Here is a 13,768-nt window from a genome sequence, read left to right as displayed (position 1 = left end):
TGCTGTCCCCGTCTTGCATGCGCGTCAGCGCTCAACGCCTCCCGCCCGGCTTCGCTCCCCCGCCCCGTGCAACGCAGCATTCCGCTGGTGCAACCGTCGCCGACCTGCGCTAGTTTGTGGTTCGCATGACCAGACGAACCGGCAGCGCCGATCTTCCTCTCCACACCGGACGGGTTCCGCCGTGGCTCGCGAGCCGCATGGCAACGCTCGGCGCGATCGTCACGCAGGCGGTCGTACATCATTATGGACGCGATGCATTCCTTCAGCGTCTGTCGCATCCATTCTGGTTCCAGTCGTTCGGCGCGGTGATGGGGATGGACTGGCACTCCTCGGGGATCACCACCTCGGTGATCGGCGCGCTGAAGCGCGGGCTCGGCCCGCTCCAGGACGAGCTCGGCATCTATGTCTGCGGCGGCCGCGGCCAGCATTCGCGCAAGACACCGGACGAGCTGCTGCAGCTCGGAGAGCGCGTCGGCTTCGACGGCGTCAAGCTCACGCGCGCCAGCCGTCTGGTGGCCAAGGTCGACAGCGCCGCGGTGCAGGACGGTTTCGATCTCTATCTGCACGGCTTCTTCGTCACCGCCGACGGCAAGTGGACGGTGGTGCAGCAGGGTATGAACGGCGACAAGCGCCAGGCCCGCCGCTATCACTGGCATTCCGAGGCGCTGAAGAGCTTTGTCGATGCGCCCCATAGCGCGATCGATGGTCCGCAGCAGGGCGAGATCGTCAATCTCACCGATCACCGCGCCGACGTCTCGCGCAGCGCGCAGCTCGAATTGCTCTCCGATCTCGGCCCCGATCGCATCGTCTCCGAATTCGAGCGGCTCACCGGGACCGAGCCGGCGCAAGCCATGCTGCCGCATCTGATCATGCCTGATCATCACGATGTCAGGCCCAAGGACGTGTTCGCGCGCCGCCTGCACGGCACGCTGGCCGCGGCGGCCGAGCGCGGCCCGGTCGATTTCCCGGAGCTGCTGCTGACGCCCGGCGTCGGCGCGCGCACGGTGCGCTCGCTGGCGATGGTGGCCGAAGTCGTGCACGGCGCGCCCTATCGCTTCACGGATCCCGCGCGTTTCTCGCTCGCCCATGGCGGCAAGGACCGGCATCCCTATCCCGTCCCGATCAAGGTCTATGACGAGACCATCCGCGTGCTGAAGGGTGCGATCCAGAACGCAAAGCTCGGGCGTGAAGAAGAGATGCAGGCGATCAGGCGCCTCGACGACCAGGCGCGGCGGCTGGAGCGCACCGCGCGTGGACCGTCCGTGGAGTCGTTCATCGCGGGTGAACGTGCTGCCTCGCCCGATCTCGACGGTCGCTCCGTGTTCGGCTGGGAGCGCGAGCTTGCGCCGACAAAAAAGCGGACCGGCTGAACACCGGTCCGCATGGTTGGTCGGGAGGACCCTTTCTCAGGTCTCGTCGGTCCCCGGCTCCTCATCGAGCCGGTTCGCCGCATGATCCTGGTACTGTTCGGTCTGGATGGACTTGCCGTCCATGCCGCGAATGTCCGAATGCTGCTTCTTGTCGCGGTTCGATAGCACCATGTTGTCGCCGATCATGTCCTTGGGTACGTCGGTCAATCCGCCGGTGCCGTCGCCCTTGCCATGCATGCCGGACCTGAAATGCGTCTTGCTGCCATGCCCACCTGGCATCGCTCTCTCCTCTTGCAGTGATCTTGCCTCTTGCAGTGATCTTGCGAAGGCTCAGTGCTTCTGTTGCCCCGGCATCGGCTTCGGCCGCTTGTGGCCGCTCTGGCCGGGACTGTTGTGCTTGTTGTGGTCGCTCTCCTGATTGAGACCACCCCGGCTCACCGGAAATTGGCTCTGTCGCGAGTCCCCGGGTTTGGTCACCAACGCCTGATCCAGCTCTCGTGCGTCGGGGAGATCAGGCTTGCGCTCGAGAATGCGTACCTGCTGCTCATGGGTCTTTTTGCCTTGCATGTTGGGTCTCCGGTCTTTACCTCCCGCCGCCCTTGCCGGCCTCATCGTGCCTGTGATGGGAGTCGTGCTCGCCTCCGCCACCCGAGACGCGGCTGTGGCTTCGCTGCGGATCGTCGGCGGGCGGCTTCTTGATCTCCAGCGGCGCTTTTGCGTTCTCGTGCGATGCGCCGGGTCCGCCCTGACGGATGCTGTTCGGTGTCTTGGTGGATGTCGACATGAAGCGTCGTCCTCCTCAACGGTCCTGCTGATAACCCTGATTGGTCGTGTTCTGCTTGATGTTGCCTTGGTTTCCCTGCTGGTCCGGATTTTCCGTGCGCTGTTGTCCGCGCGGCGTCTGCTTGGCTGACGTTTGTTTGCTGTCGCCAGTTCCCTTCGGACTCTGATTGTCGGGCGGAACAGGTGGCATTCTGGTGCTCATGATCCAGACTCCTCAAGAGATGTGGAATCCTTGCGGCACGGAACCTGTTCGTCGCGCGCCGAAGTCCTGGTGACAACAGCGACCGCCGAACACCGTTCCTGACTGAACACAGCTGCGACGATTTTCCGAAGCGCAGGAAACGTCAGTCTGCCTGTGCAAGGGAACGATCAACCATCATTCGCGCAGACGCCGCGACATCTGTTCCCCCGGCCTCTGCCGTAACAGGAAGCTTCGCGATCGCACGGAGGCCTGGCCGCCTGCGCCAGCGGACCTGCGCGGGATCGACGGCGAGACCGAGTTTCGGCCACCGCGTGAATAGCGCCTCCAGCGCGCACGCCGCCTCGATCCGCGCGAGCTGATGGCCGAGGCAGAAATGAATTCCCGTCCCGAACGAGATGTGGCGGTTCGGCTTGCGCACGGGGTCAAGCCGCTCCGGCTGGTCGTGCACCGCCGGATCCATGTTCGCCGCGGCCAGCATGACCATGACGCGGTCGCCCTTCTTCAACCGCACGCCCTCGAGCATGATGTCCCGCCGCACATAGCGCGGCTTGGAGAACTGTACCGGCGAGACGAACCGCAAAAACTCCTCGACGGCGAGAGCGATGCGGCTGCGGTCTTGCTCCAGCCAGTCGCGCAAGGCCGGATCCTTAAGAAGTTCATAGACCGAACCGCTGATGAGATGCGTGGTGGTCTCAGAGCCCGCAGCCAGCAGCAGGAACACCATCGAGACCATCTCGTCCGGCGTGATCTGGCCGCCCTCGCGCTCGACCTGGACCAGCTCGGCGATCAGGCCGTCGCCGCCCTGCACGCGCGCGATCTGCAACTGCCGCTCGAGGTAGGCGCGCATCTTGCGGAACGCCAGCAGCAACCGAAAGAAGCTGAGCGCGTTTGTCAGCGACGACATTGAATTCGCCCAGGCAATGAACCTCGGGCGATCGGCGGTCGGCAGGCCCAGTAGTTCGCAGATCACCGACAGCGGCAGCAGGCGGGCATAACGCTGGACGAGATCGGCGGGACTGCCGCCGGCAAACAGCTCGCCGGCAAGTTCGTCCGCAATGGCGCGAATGCGCGGCTCCATCGCCACGATCGCACGGCGGCGAAACGCTTCATCGACGATACTGCGCAGCCGCGTGTGATCCGGCTCGTCCATCGTCAGCATGTTGTTGGCGATGGTCTTGACGTATTTCGGCATCCACCAGCGCAGGCCGGCGAGGTCGCCATCTTCCTTGCGCAGCGAGAATGTGGTGCTGTCCTTCAGCACCTGAGCGGTGACGTCGTGCGTGGTGGTGATCCAGACCTCGCCCACCAGCGGAAAACGCGTCGCGACCACCGGACCGGATGCGCGCAATGCCGCGATCGCCTTGGGCGGATCGCGGAAGAAGGCCTCGCTGGTGAAATCGAGGCGCGGCGTCATGGGATCACCGGAATGGTTGGTGGTGCGCCTCAACCAGATGGTGTGCGCGCGGCGGCGCGCAAGAGCCGGAACCGGAGGAAGGACAAGAGAGCCTATCCGCGTCCGGGCGAACGCTGGCCGGTCTTGCGTTGCTGCTGGTTGGTATAGGAGTCCCAATGGCTCCAGCTGCCATTGCTGAGGCTTTGCAGGTCGGTGCCAAGCGGACGTCGCGTGCGCTTGTCGTGATCGGCGATGGCGCGCTCGGACTGCGCGATCTTGCGCTTGAGTTCCGCGATCGTCTTCTGCGTCTGGCCGTTTCGCTTCGACGAGGCGATCTCGCCCATCGTGAAGCGCGCGGTCTCGAGCGCCTTCAACTCGGCGCGATTCTTCTTCAACTGAACCCGGTGCCAGGCGATGTTGCTGTCGCTGTCCGCAACCATGTGGGAACTCCGCTGATTCGGTCCCACATAGTATCGTGCGCCGAATCGGCGCCGCAACGCCCCGGCGGTGGCGAAAATACGATCTTCTCGCGCAGAAATTCTGTGCCTAGAGCCCCGGAACGGGGCTCCAGATTCTTATTTTGACGCGTTTTCTTTACGCGAACCGGCATCCACTTCGCTCGAAAACGCTTTAGCGCTCGGCAAAGGCCTTTTCGACCACGAACTGGGCCGGCTCACCGTGATTGCCCTCGACGAAGCCGCGCTCGCCAAGCAGCACGCGGGTATCCGCCACCAGCGCCGGGCTGCCGCAGATCATGACGCGGTCATGGGCGGCTTCCAGCACCGGCAGGCCGATATCGGTGAACAGCTTTCCTGACGTAATGAGGTCGGTGATGCGGCCGCGGTTGCGAAAGGGATCGCGGGTCACGGTCGGGTAGTAGATCAGCTGGTTGCGGATGTACTCGCCGATCAGCTCGTCCTTCGGCAGGTGCTCGGTGATCATCTCGCCATAGGCGAGCTCCTTGACGTGCCGGCAACCGTGCAGCAGCACCACTTTCTCGAACCGCTCGTAGGTCTCGGGATCCTTGATCACGCTCAGGAACGGCGCAAGGCCCGTGCCGGTGCCGATGAGGTAGAGGTTGCGCCCCTCCTCCAGATTGTCGATCACCAGCGTGCCGGTGGCCTTGCGGCTGACGATGATCTCGTCGCCTTCCTTCAAATGCTGGAGGCGCGAGGTCAGCGGACCGTCCGGCACCTTGATCGAGAAGAACTCCAGCGTGTCCTCGTAATTGGCGCTGGCGACGCTGTAGGCCCGCAGCATCGGCTTCTCGCCGACCTTGAGCCCGATCATGGTGAACTCGCCATTGCGGAAGCGGAAGGTCGGGCTGCGGGTGGTCTTGAAGGAGAACAGCGTATCGGTCCAGTGGTGGACGCTCAAAACGCTTTCCTGATTGAAATTGCTCATCTCACCCTTCCGTGTCGCTTGCTTGCGGTTCCGAGGCGGTCAGCTATGCGTCGTTTGTACACTATCATTCGTATACTAATGAATAATCCGGCTTGATCCCGCGGTCAAGGCTGCCCAAGATCGGAAGCGTTGCAGTTACGAATAAGGAGCCCCTTCCATGGCGCATGACGCACCCCAGGCCACCGGACCCTCGAAGCTGGTGATCCGGAACATCGGCCTGATCCTGTCCGGCGCCCTGGAAAAGCCGATCCTGGACGGCGACACCATCGTCGCCGAGAACGGCAAGATCACCGCGATCGGCCGCTTCAAGGACCTCGACACGGAAGGCGCGACCACCATCGTCGACGCCAACGGCACGACGGTGACCCCCGGCCTGATCGACAGTCACGTCCACCCTGTGGCGGGCGACTGGACGCCGCGGCAGAACCAGATCAACTGGATCGACAGCTCCCTCCATGGCGGCATCACCACCATGATCTCGGCCGGCGAAGTGCACATGCCCGGCCGCCCTCGCGACGTCGTGGGGCTGAAGGCGATGGCGATCTTCGCCCAGCGCGCGTTCTGGACCTTGCGTCCGGGCGGCGTGAAGGTTCACGCCGGCGCGCCCGTGATCGAATGCGAGATGGTCGAGGAAGACTTCAAGGAGATGGCCGCCGCCGGCGTCAAGCTGCTCGGCGAGGTCGGCCTCGGTGGTGTGAAAGACGGTCCCACCGCGCGAAAAATGGTCGGCTGGGCGCGCAAATACGGCATCCAGAGCACGATCCATACGGGCGGCCCCTCGATCCCCGGCTCCGGCCTGATCGACAAGGACGTCGTGCTGGAGGCCGACACCGACGTGGTCGGCCACATCAATGGCGGGCACACCGCCCTGCCCGACGACCAGATCCGCTGCATCTGCGAGGGCTGCAAGCGCGGGCTCGAGATCGTTCACAACGGCAACGAGCGCTCGGCGCTCTACACGCTGCGCATCGCGCGCGAGATGGGCGACCTGCACCGTGTCATCCTCGGCACCGACGGGCCGGCCGGCTCCGGCGTACAGCCGCTCGGCATCCTGCGCATGGTCTCGATGCTGTCCTCGCTCGGCGAACTGCCGGCCGAGATCGCGTTCTGCCTCGCCACCGGCAACACCGCGCGGATGCGGCAGCTCGATTGCGGCCTGATCGAGGTCGGCCGCGCTGCGGATTTCGTCATCATGGACAAGGCCCAGCACTCGCCTGGCAAGAATATCCTGGAGAGCGTCCAGCTCGGCGACCTCCCCGGCATCGGCATGACCATCATCGACGGCATCGTGCGCACCCAGCGTAGCCGCAACACCCCGCCGGCCGGCCGGGTGCCCGAGGTGGTGGCGAAGTGACGCAGCCGGAGCGGCCCGCCGCTCCGCATCGCCCCTCGAAGGCGTTGAACAAGTCTGCTGCCTGCTGCGTCTAACGCAGGCAGCCCTCGGCGGCGGCAGTTCCTTGCTGGACCATCGAGGGCAACATGAAGAACTCATCGCGAATAGGCGTCGGCATTGCTGGCGCGGTAGCGGGCTATATCGCGGTCTTTGTGCTGTTCTCCATCCTCGATTTCGGCAACCGCGCGGACCCGATCACATCGGGCCTGTTGGGACTGTTCTTCTACTCTCCCATCGGCGCGATCGCCGGCGCGGTGCTTGCCAGCTGGCTGGTGACGCGCTCGGGCAAGGATAAGGATGCAGGCAGTGGCAGCGTCGCGCGCAACAGCCTGAAGTCGCTCGGCGTCGTCGTCCTGCTCTGCGTCGCCGGTATCGGCATCTACATCGCCTACGCCTATGCGACCGCGACGCCCTGGCTCAACCGGAACGGCAACAATCCCCTGCTCGTGTTCGAGGTCCGTTTTCCGGCCGGAGTAAAAGTGCCGGCGACAGCGCAGGGCATCACCATCGAGCTGCAGACCGACCTCAACACCATGCCGGGCGAAGTGACGCCCGCCGCCTTCTATCGCGACGGCGACCAGCCCGTCATCGCAGGCGAGGTCGAGCTGGCGTTTCGCACCTCGCACCGGCAGCTCGCGATCAACATCCAGGGCCAACCGAGCCGGGTCTATCCGATCGATCTGACGGCCCGGGCGCCGCATACACCGGAATTCGGGACGTGGCGGCGGCTCGCTGACGGCAGCGAAATCCGCTACCGCGCCAAATGGCCGGGAAAGACGTAAGCGATCAGCGCGGCTTCAGCCCCTCGCAACGCACATAGGTTTGGCGCTTCGCGCGCCCGACCGGGCCGTTGTCCATCACCAGCCTGCCATCCGCCGCGATGGAGACGCGCGGATTGGAGCGAAACTTCTCGCCCTCGCCCTCACAGGCGAGCCGCATCTTCCAGCCTTGCTTGCCGTCCGCCGTGATCTCGCTGGCGCGGCAGCGCGTCTCGTACCAATAGAGGCGGTTGCCGCCTTCGATGCTCATGCGGCTGGCGCTGTCGTCGTCGCGACAGTCCTTTTTGGTCGAAGCCCAGAAGCCTTCATAGGGCTGGGCGGCGAAGGCTGGAGTGCAAATGCTCACCAGCGCCGCGCCGAGGCTCAAAACCGTCGCTAATCGCGTCGCGGCTCTCATGACGAAATACCTCGATAAACCCTTCATCGAGGTTAGTCGCCAGTACCCACACCTTGTTCAACTGCCGTAGGGTCGGCAAAGGCGCGAAGCGCCGTGCCCACCATCCTTACGCTTAAGGAAGAATGGTGGGCACGCTTCGCTTTGCCCACCCTACGAGACCGAAATCACCGCAGCTTGTTCAACAGCGCCATCAGCGTCTCGCGCTCCTTGACGTCGAGCGGGGCTAGCGTTTCCCGCGTGATCGCGAGTGCGTTCGGCGCGAGCTTCTCCGCGAGCTGCTGGCCGGCGCGCGTCAGGCTGACCAGCAGGCGGCGGCCGTCCTCGGGATCCTGGCTGGTCTCGGTCAGGCCGCGCGCCGTCAGGCGGTCGATCACGCCCTTGATGGTGGCGACGTCCATCGCCGTCAGCCGGCCGAGCTGGTTCTGCGAGCAAGGACCGGTCTCGGCGAGTTTCGACAGCGCCGCCCATTGCGTCGGCGTCAGGTTGGTGCCGATGTCGCGCGAGAAGATCGAGCTGTGACGCTGCCAGACCTGGCGCAGGATGAAGCCGACCTGCTCGTCGAGCACGTAAGGCGGCTTTGCAGGTTTGACGTTCTTCTTCGCCGCGACGCTTCTCGCCATCCGTCCGCTGCCCTTCCCTTTGCCCTCACAACGACAGATGCGCGTCGCGGATGTCCGGACGCGCGTCGAGCTCGGCCATGGTGCCGCCGAAGCAGATCCGGCCGCGCTCGATGATGTAGGCGCGGTCGGAGATCAACCGCGCGAAATGCAGATTCTGCTCGGAGACGACGATGCTGACGCCCTCCTTCTTCATGGTCAGGATGGCATCGACCATCTGCTCCACGATCTTCGGCGACAGGCCTTCCGACGGCTCGTCCAGCAGCACCAGCGACGGGTTGCCCATCAACGTGCGCGCGATGGTCAGCATCTGCTGCTCGCCGCCGCTCATGCGTCCGCCCGGGCGGTTCTTCATCTCGCCAAGGTTTGGAAACAGCGCGAACAGCTTTTCGCGCGTCCAGTGCGGCGCGTTCGGTCGCTTCGGCTGGCGGCCGACCTCGAGATTTTCCTCCACCGTGAGGTCAGTGAAGATGCGCCGCTCCTCCGGGACGTAGCCCAGGCCATCGCGCACGATCTCGTGGGTCGGCTTCGCCGAGACGTCCTTGCCCTCGAACATGATGCGGCCGGAACGCTGCGCGACGAGACCGACGATCGAGCGGAACGTCGTCGACTTGCCGGCGCCGTTGCGCCCGAGCAGCGCGACGACCTTGCCCTCGCCAACCTCGAAGCCGATGTCGAACAGGATGTGTGCCGGGCCATAATGGCTGTTGAGGCCCTCGACCGTCAGCTTCATGTCGAGGCTCCCTCGCGATGCTCGGCATCGTAAAGCAGACCCTCGCCGAGATAGACCGCCTGCACTTGGGGATTGCTGCGTACTTCCGCTGGCGAGCCCTCGGCGATCAGCGTGCCGCGGTTGAGCACGATGATGCGGTCGGCATGCTCAAACACGACGTCCATGTCGTGCTCGGTAAAGAGCACGCCGATCGACTTTTCCCGCGCGATCTGAGCCGTGAGCCGCATCAGGTCGACGCGCTCGCGCGGTGCCATGCCGGCGGTCGGCTCGTCCATCAGCAGCAGCTTCGGCTGGTTGGCCAGCGCGACCGCGAGCTCGAGCCGCTTGAGGTCGCCATAGGCGAGCTCGCCGCAGGGCCGATCCGCATAGCCGCCCATGCCGACCAGTTCGAGCAAGCGTCCCGCCTCGCCGCGGTCGAAGCTCGGCGCCGAACCCCAGAGATTATAGAGCTGCTTCCCGTGCGAGATCAGCGCAACCTGCACGTTCTCCCGCACCGTCATGGTGGCGAAGGTGGCGGTGATCTGGAAGGTGCGGCCGACGCCCATGCGCCAGATCTCGCGCGGCTTCTTGCCCGTTGTCTCTTCGCCGAGCAGGCGGACATGGCCGCTATCAGGCTTGTTCTGGCCGTTGAGCATGTCGAAGCAGGTGCTCTTGCCCGCGCCGTTCGGACCGATCAGCGCCAGGATTTCGCCGGCGCGCAGCGAGAACGAGACGCCGCGCACGGCGTGGATGCCGCCATAGGATTTGGTCAGGCCTTCGACCGCGAGAAGTGGGGGTGCGACGCTCATTCGGCGGACTCGATCGGCTTGGCAAGCAAGGGAGATCCCGGCGGCGACGACTTCCGGCGGCGCTGCGCCAGCATCTCCAGCATGCCGACGATGCCCTTGGGGAAGACGACGACGATCAGCACGATGAAGCCGCCGAGCACGAGCTTCGACAGATCGGTCTGGCTGACCAGCCAGATGTTCAGCGCCTTGTAGACGATGGCGCCGATCACCGCGCCGGACACCGTTTCGACGCCGCCCAGCAACACCATGACCAGCGCATCGACCGAGAGCGAGATGCCGAGATTGTCAGGGAAGACACTGCCCTTGAGATAGGCGAACAGCGCGCCGCCGATGCCGGCCGTGGTGCCAGCGATCACGAAGGCGGTCCACTGGATGCGCTTGGCGTCGATGCCGATCGCCTCGCTGCGCAGCACCGAGTCGCGCGTGGCGCGGAGCGCGTAGCCGAACGGCGAGAACACCATCACCCGCAGCGCGATGGTCACGAGCGCGGCGACGCCGAGCGCCAGCCAGTAGAAATGCGACGGGCTCGCCGCCCATTTTTCCGGCCAGACACCCAGAATGCCGTTATCGCCGCCGGTGACGCTCACCCACTGGAACGCGATCGACCAGACGATCTGCGCAAAGGCCAGCGTCAGCATCGCAAAGTAGACGCCGGAGAGCTGCACCGCGAAGAAGCCGAACACGGCGGCGCCCATGCAGCCGAGCAGCGGTCCGAGCAAGAGACAGACGATCATCGGCAGCCCCGCCATCTTGGCGAGGAAGGCAATGCCGTAGGCGCCGAGCCCGAAATAGGCGGCGTGGCCGAACGAGGCGAGGCCGCCCACCGACATCAGGAAGTGCAGGCTGACGGCGAAGATCACGAAGATCGCGATCTCCGAGCCGACGGTCAGTGCGTAGTTTCCGGCGAACAGCGGCAGCGTCGCCGCGATGACCAGCGCCGCCAGCGAGGCCAGCCGCTCGTTCGACGTCAGCGGCCGCCAGGGATTGACGGTGAGACCCGGCGTCTTGCGCGCGGCCGCCTCCGGCTTGCCGAACAGGCCCCAAGGCCGCACGATCAGCACCACCGCCATCACCAGGAAGACCAGGATGATGGAAATCTTCGGAAAGATCAGGATGCCGAAGGCGTTGAGCTCGGAAACCAGCACCGCCGCGACGAAGGCGCCGACGATGCTGCCGAGGCCGCCGATCACGACGACGACGAAGACCTCGACGATAATGCGCAGATCCATGGCATGATGCACGGCATCACGTGGGATCTGGAGCGCGCCGCCGAGCGCGGCGAGAAAGACGCCAACGGCGAACACCGATGTGAACAGCCACTTTTGATTGACGCCGAGCGCTGCGACCATGTCGCGGTCCTGCGTCGCCGCGCGCACCAGCACGCCCCAGCGCGTGCGCTGGAACAGCAGCCAGAGAATGCCGAGCACGACCGGGCCAAGCACGATCAGGAACAGATCGTAGCTCGGGATGTTCTGGCCGAAGAAATCGATGGCGCCCTTGAAGCCCGGCGCGCGGCGGCCGACGAGATCGTCGGGCCCCCAGATCAACACGACGAGGTCTTCGACCATCAGGGTCAGGCCGAAGGTCGCAAGCAGCTGGAACAGTTCAGGCGCATGATAGATGCGCCGGAGCAGCACCATCTCGACCAGCACGCCGATCAGCGCCACGGCAAGCGCGGCCAGCACGATGCTGCCCCAGAAACCGAACGCGCCGGAGAGGCGCTCGGTCAGCGTGAAGGCGATATAGGCGCCGATCATGTAGAAGGCGCCGTGCGCGAAATTCACGATCCGGGTCACGCCGAAGATGATCGACAGGCCCGACGCCACCAGGAACAGCGACGCTGCGCTGGCGAGACCGGTCAGAAACTGTACGACATAAAAGGCCATCGGCGGTCCGGGTTGGGTTTGAAGTCACCTCTCCCCGCTCTTGCGGTGAGAGGTCGGATCGCCCCCGGCGATGCGAAGCATCGTCCGGTGCGATCCGGGTCAGGGGCTCTCTCCACCAGCGCGGGGCGTGGAGAGAGCCCCTCACCCCAACCCTCTCCCCGCGAAGAGCGGGGAGAGGGAGAGATAGAGAACGATCAATCCTTCGGCCGCAGCTTCTCGACTTCGGCGTCGCTGGGCAGATAGTCGGCGCCCTTCTTGTAGGACGAGTCCACCATCACGCCCTTGCCGTCCTTCAGTGCGGTCTTGCCGACGTAGGCGCCGAGCGTCGACTGATGGTCGATCTTGCGGAAGGTGATCTCGCCGAACGGCGATGGCATGGAGAGCCCCTCCGCCGCGGCGATCAGCTTCTCCGGATCGGTCGAGCCGGCCTTGGCGAGAATGGCGGCCGCCGACTTGATGGTCTGGTAGCCGACGATCGAGCCGAGACGCGGATAGTCGTTGTACTTGGCCTGATAGGCCTTCAGGAACGCGTCGTGCTCGGGCGTCTTGATCGAGTACCAGGGATAGCCGGTGACGATCCAGCCCTCGGGCGTCTCGTCCTTGAGCGGATCGAGATATTCGGGCTCGCCGGTCAGGAACGACACCACCTCGCGCCCCTTGAACAGGCCGCGGGTGTTGCCTTCGCGCACGAGCTTGACGAGGTCGGCGCCGAAGGTGACGTTGAGGATCGCCTCGGGATTGGCGGCGGCAACGGCCTGCACCACCGGGCCCGCGTCGATCTTGCCCTGCGGCGGCCACTGCTCGTCGACCCACTGGATGTCCGGGCGCTTCTCCGACATCAGCTTCTTGAACACCGCGACCGCCGACTGGCCGTACTCGTAGTTCGGCGCGATCGTCGCCCAGCGTTTTGCGGGCAGCTTGGAGGCAGCCTCCACCAGCATCGCGGCCTGCATGTAGTTGGAGGGACGCAGGCGGAACGTGTACTTGTTGCCCTTGGACCAGGTGATGGCATCCGTCAGCGGCTCGGCCGCGAGGAAGAACACCTTCTTCTGGTTGGCGAAGTCCGAGACCGCAAGACCGATGTTCGACAGGAACGTGCCCGCGAGCATCGCGACGCCCTCGCTCGAGACGAGCTCGTTGGCGGCGGTCTGCGCGTCGGCCGGCTTGCCGCCGTCATCCTTGGAGATGACGACCAGCTTCTTGCCGTTGATGCCGCCGGCCGCGTTGATCTCTTCGACTGCGAGCTGCCAGCCCTTGCGATAGGGCTCGGTGAACGCCGGCAGCAGCGAGTAGCTGTTGATCTCGCCGATCTTGATGTCCTGCGCCACGGCCGAATGGGCCATGCCGCCCGCCAGAAGCGCGAAGGCCGCGCCGACGAAGTAATTTCTTGCTCGCATCCCAACCTCCAGTTTTGAACTCGCTTGCGTCTTCTATCTCAAACCGTCTTCGCCCTTGACCTCGGCAACCGTCAGCCCGCCGACGCGCGGCAGCGGACGGCCGCTGTCGGTGACGGCGACCGCGACCATGATCTCGTTGGCGCGCGGCGCGTCGTTGATCTGCACCTCCATGCCGTCGAAATGACTGCGCACGAAGGCGGCATCCTTGTGCCCGAGCGGAATGTCGAGCGTCGTGCCCGGCCCGCTGCGCTTCTTCGACGACGGGATCAGCGCCGCGCCCTTACCCAACACTTTGCGCACCGGCGCGCCCATCTTGGGGTGAAGGATGGCGGCCGCATGCTCCAGCTCGCCGTTCTCGCCGACGGCCGCGGCCTTGCCGTAGCTCTGCGCCTTGGCGCCTTCGATGCCGAGCGCCGCCACCGCGCGCTTCGACAGGAGCTCGCCGAGCTCCTCGCCGATCGCGATCAGCGGCGAGAGATCCTCGAAATATTTTCCGGCAAAGGGATTCTCGATCACGGCGATCGCCGCCGCGCGCCGGGTCGGCGGCGAGACCTGGCGTCCCATCTCCATCTGCGTCTCTTCGACGACGGTGACGATCTTGCGGATGATCGCGCTCATGTTTCGCT

17 protein-coding genes are annotated in these 13,768 nt (G+C 65.0%); 3 read left to right on the top strand and 14 right to left on the bottom strand.

Annotated features, from left to right (window positions below; all coding sequences use genetic code 11):
* Positions 1-125 precede the first annotated feature (125 nt).
* The gene (locus ACVJ19_RS25990; RefSeq protein ID WP_456739455.1) at positions 126-1,370 is read left to right on the top strand and encodes a DUF763 domain-containing protein; all 1,245 of its coding nucleotides are present in this window, start codon (positions 126-128) and stop codon (positions 1,368-1,370) included.
* Between the two features lie 36 nt (positions 1,371-1,406).
* On the opposite strand, the gene ACVJ19_RS25985 is transcribed toward ACVJ19_RS25990, so the two are convergent.
* The 7 genes from ACVJ19_RS25985 to ACVJ19_RS25955 form a co-directional block, all read right to left on the bottom strand.
* Positions 1,407-1,649 carry a hypothetical protein gene (locus tag ACVJ19_RS25985; protein ID WP_453951947.1) on the bottom strand — a complete coding sequence of 81 codons (243 nt, stop codon included), beginning with the start codon at positions 1,647-1,649 and terminating at the stop codon, positions 1,407-1,409.
* Positions 1,650-1,700: 51 nt separating this feature from the next.
* Positions 1,701-1,937, bottom strand: a complete 237-nt coding sequence (locus tag ACVJ19_RS25980) for a hypothetical protein (protein WP_453951946.1) — start codon at positions 1,935-1,937, stop codon at positions 1,701-1,703.
* A 16-nt stretch (positions 1,938-1,953) separates the two neighbouring features.
* The gene (locus ACVJ19_RS25975; protein ID WP_453951945.1) at positions 1,954-2,154 is read right to left on the bottom strand and encodes a hypothetical protein; all 201 of its coding nucleotides are present in this window, start codon (positions 2,152-2,154) and stop codon (positions 1,954-1,956) included.
* A gap of 15 nt (positions 2,155-2,169) precedes the next feature.
* On the bottom strand, positions 2,170-2,355 hold the full coding sequence (locus tag ACVJ19_RS25970; protein ID WP_453951944.1) for a hypothetical protein: 186 nt from the start codon (positions 2,353-2,355) through the stop codon (positions 2,170-2,172).
* 142 nt (positions 2,356-2,497) lie between these two features.
* A complete protein-coding gene (locus ACVJ19_RS25965) occupies positions 2,498-3,769 on the bottom strand; it encodes a cytochrome P450 family protein (protein ID WP_453951942.1) in 1,272 nt (423 codons plus the stop codon).
* A gap of 92 nt (positions 3,770-3,861) precedes the next feature.
* A complete protein-coding gene (locus ACVJ19_RS25960) occupies positions 3,862-4,188 on the bottom strand; it encodes a hypothetical protein (RefSeq protein WP_453951941.1) in 327 nt (108 codons plus the stop codon).
* A 190-nt stretch (positions 4,189-4,378) separates the two neighbouring features.
* Complete coding sequence (locus ACVJ19_RS25955) at positions 4,379-5,152, bottom strand: ferredoxin--NADP reductase (RefSeq protein ID WP_453951940.1); 774 nt, start codon at positions 5,150-5,152, stop codon at positions 4,379-4,381.
* Positions 5,153-5,309: 157 nt separating this feature from the next.
* Between ACVJ19_RS25955 and ACVJ19_RS25950 the strand changes: the two genes are divergently transcribed.
* Positions 5,310-6,506, top strand: coding sequence for an amidohydrolase family protein (locus ACVJ19_RS25950; RefSeq protein ID WP_453951939.1), 1,197 nt, complete (start codon positions 5,310-5,312; stop codon positions 6,504-6,506).
* Positions 6,507-6,631: 125 nt separating this feature from the next.
* Positions 6,632-7,327, top strand: a complete 696-nt coding sequence (locus ACVJ19_RS25945) for a hypothetical protein (RefSeq protein WP_453951938.1) — start codon at positions 6,632-6,634, stop codon at positions 7,325-7,327.
* Between the two features lie 4 nt (positions 7,328-7,331).
* Here the strand turns inward: ACVJ19_RS25945 and ACVJ19_RS25940 are convergent, their stop codons facing one another.
* The 7 genes from ACVJ19_RS25940 to ACVJ19_RS25910 all read right to left on the bottom strand — a co-directional run bounded on the left by ACVJ19_RS25940 (position 7,332) and on the right by ACVJ19_RS25910 (position 13,760).
* Positions 7,332-7,721, bottom strand: a complete 390-nt coding sequence (locus ACVJ19_RS25940) for a hypothetical protein (RefSeq protein WP_453951937.1) — start codon at positions 7,719-7,721, stop codon at positions 7,332-7,334.
* Positions 7,722-7,885: 164 nt separating this feature from the next.
* Complete coding sequence (locus ACVJ19_RS25935) at positions 7,886-8,341, bottom strand: MarR family winged helix-turn-helix transcriptional regulator (RefSeq protein WP_453951935.1); 456 nt, start codon at positions 8,339-8,341, stop codon at positions 7,886-7,888.
* Between the two features lie 25 nt (positions 8,342-8,366).
* Positions 8,367-9,071, bottom strand: coding sequence for an ABC transporter ATP-binding protein (locus ACVJ19_RS25930; protein ID WP_453951934.1), 705 nt, complete (start codon positions 9,069-9,071; stop codon positions 8,367-8,369).
* Entirely contained in the window at positions 9,068-9,859 is a 792-nt protein-coding gene (locus ACVJ19_RS25925; RefSeq protein ID WP_453951933.1) for an ABC transporter ATP-binding protein, read from the bottom strand. Before ACVJ19_RS25925 ends, ACVJ19_RS25930 begins: the two co-directional genes overlap by 4 nt.
* Positions 9,856-11,745: an ABC transporter permease gene (locus ACVJ19_RS25920; RefSeq protein ID WP_453951932.1), complete on the bottom strand. Its 1,890-nt coding sequence runs from the start codon at positions 11,743-11,745 to the stop codon at positions 9,856-9,858. The genes ACVJ19_RS25925 and ACVJ19_RS25920 overlap by 4 nt, the downstream gene beginning before the upstream one ends.
* A 194-nt stretch (positions 11,746-11,939) precedes the next feature.
* On the bottom strand, positions 11,940-13,142 hold the full coding sequence (locus tag ACVJ19_RS25915) for an ABC transporter substrate-binding protein (protein WP_453951931.1): 1,203 nt from the start codon (positions 13,140-13,142) through the stop codon (positions 11,940-11,942).
* Positions 13,143-13,175: 33 nt separating this feature from the next.
* Entirely contained in the window at positions 13,176-13,760 is a 585-nt protein-coding gene (locus tag ACVJ19_RS25910; protein WP_453951930.1) for an amino acid synthesis family protein, read from the bottom strand.
* Positions 13,761-13,768: the final 8 nt, after the last annotated feature.

The sequence above is a fragment of the Bradyrhizobium sp. USDA 376 genome, assembly GCF_054063675.1.
Note: the sequence above shows the minus strand (reverse complement) of the source record. Positions and strands in the feature narration are given on the sequence as shown.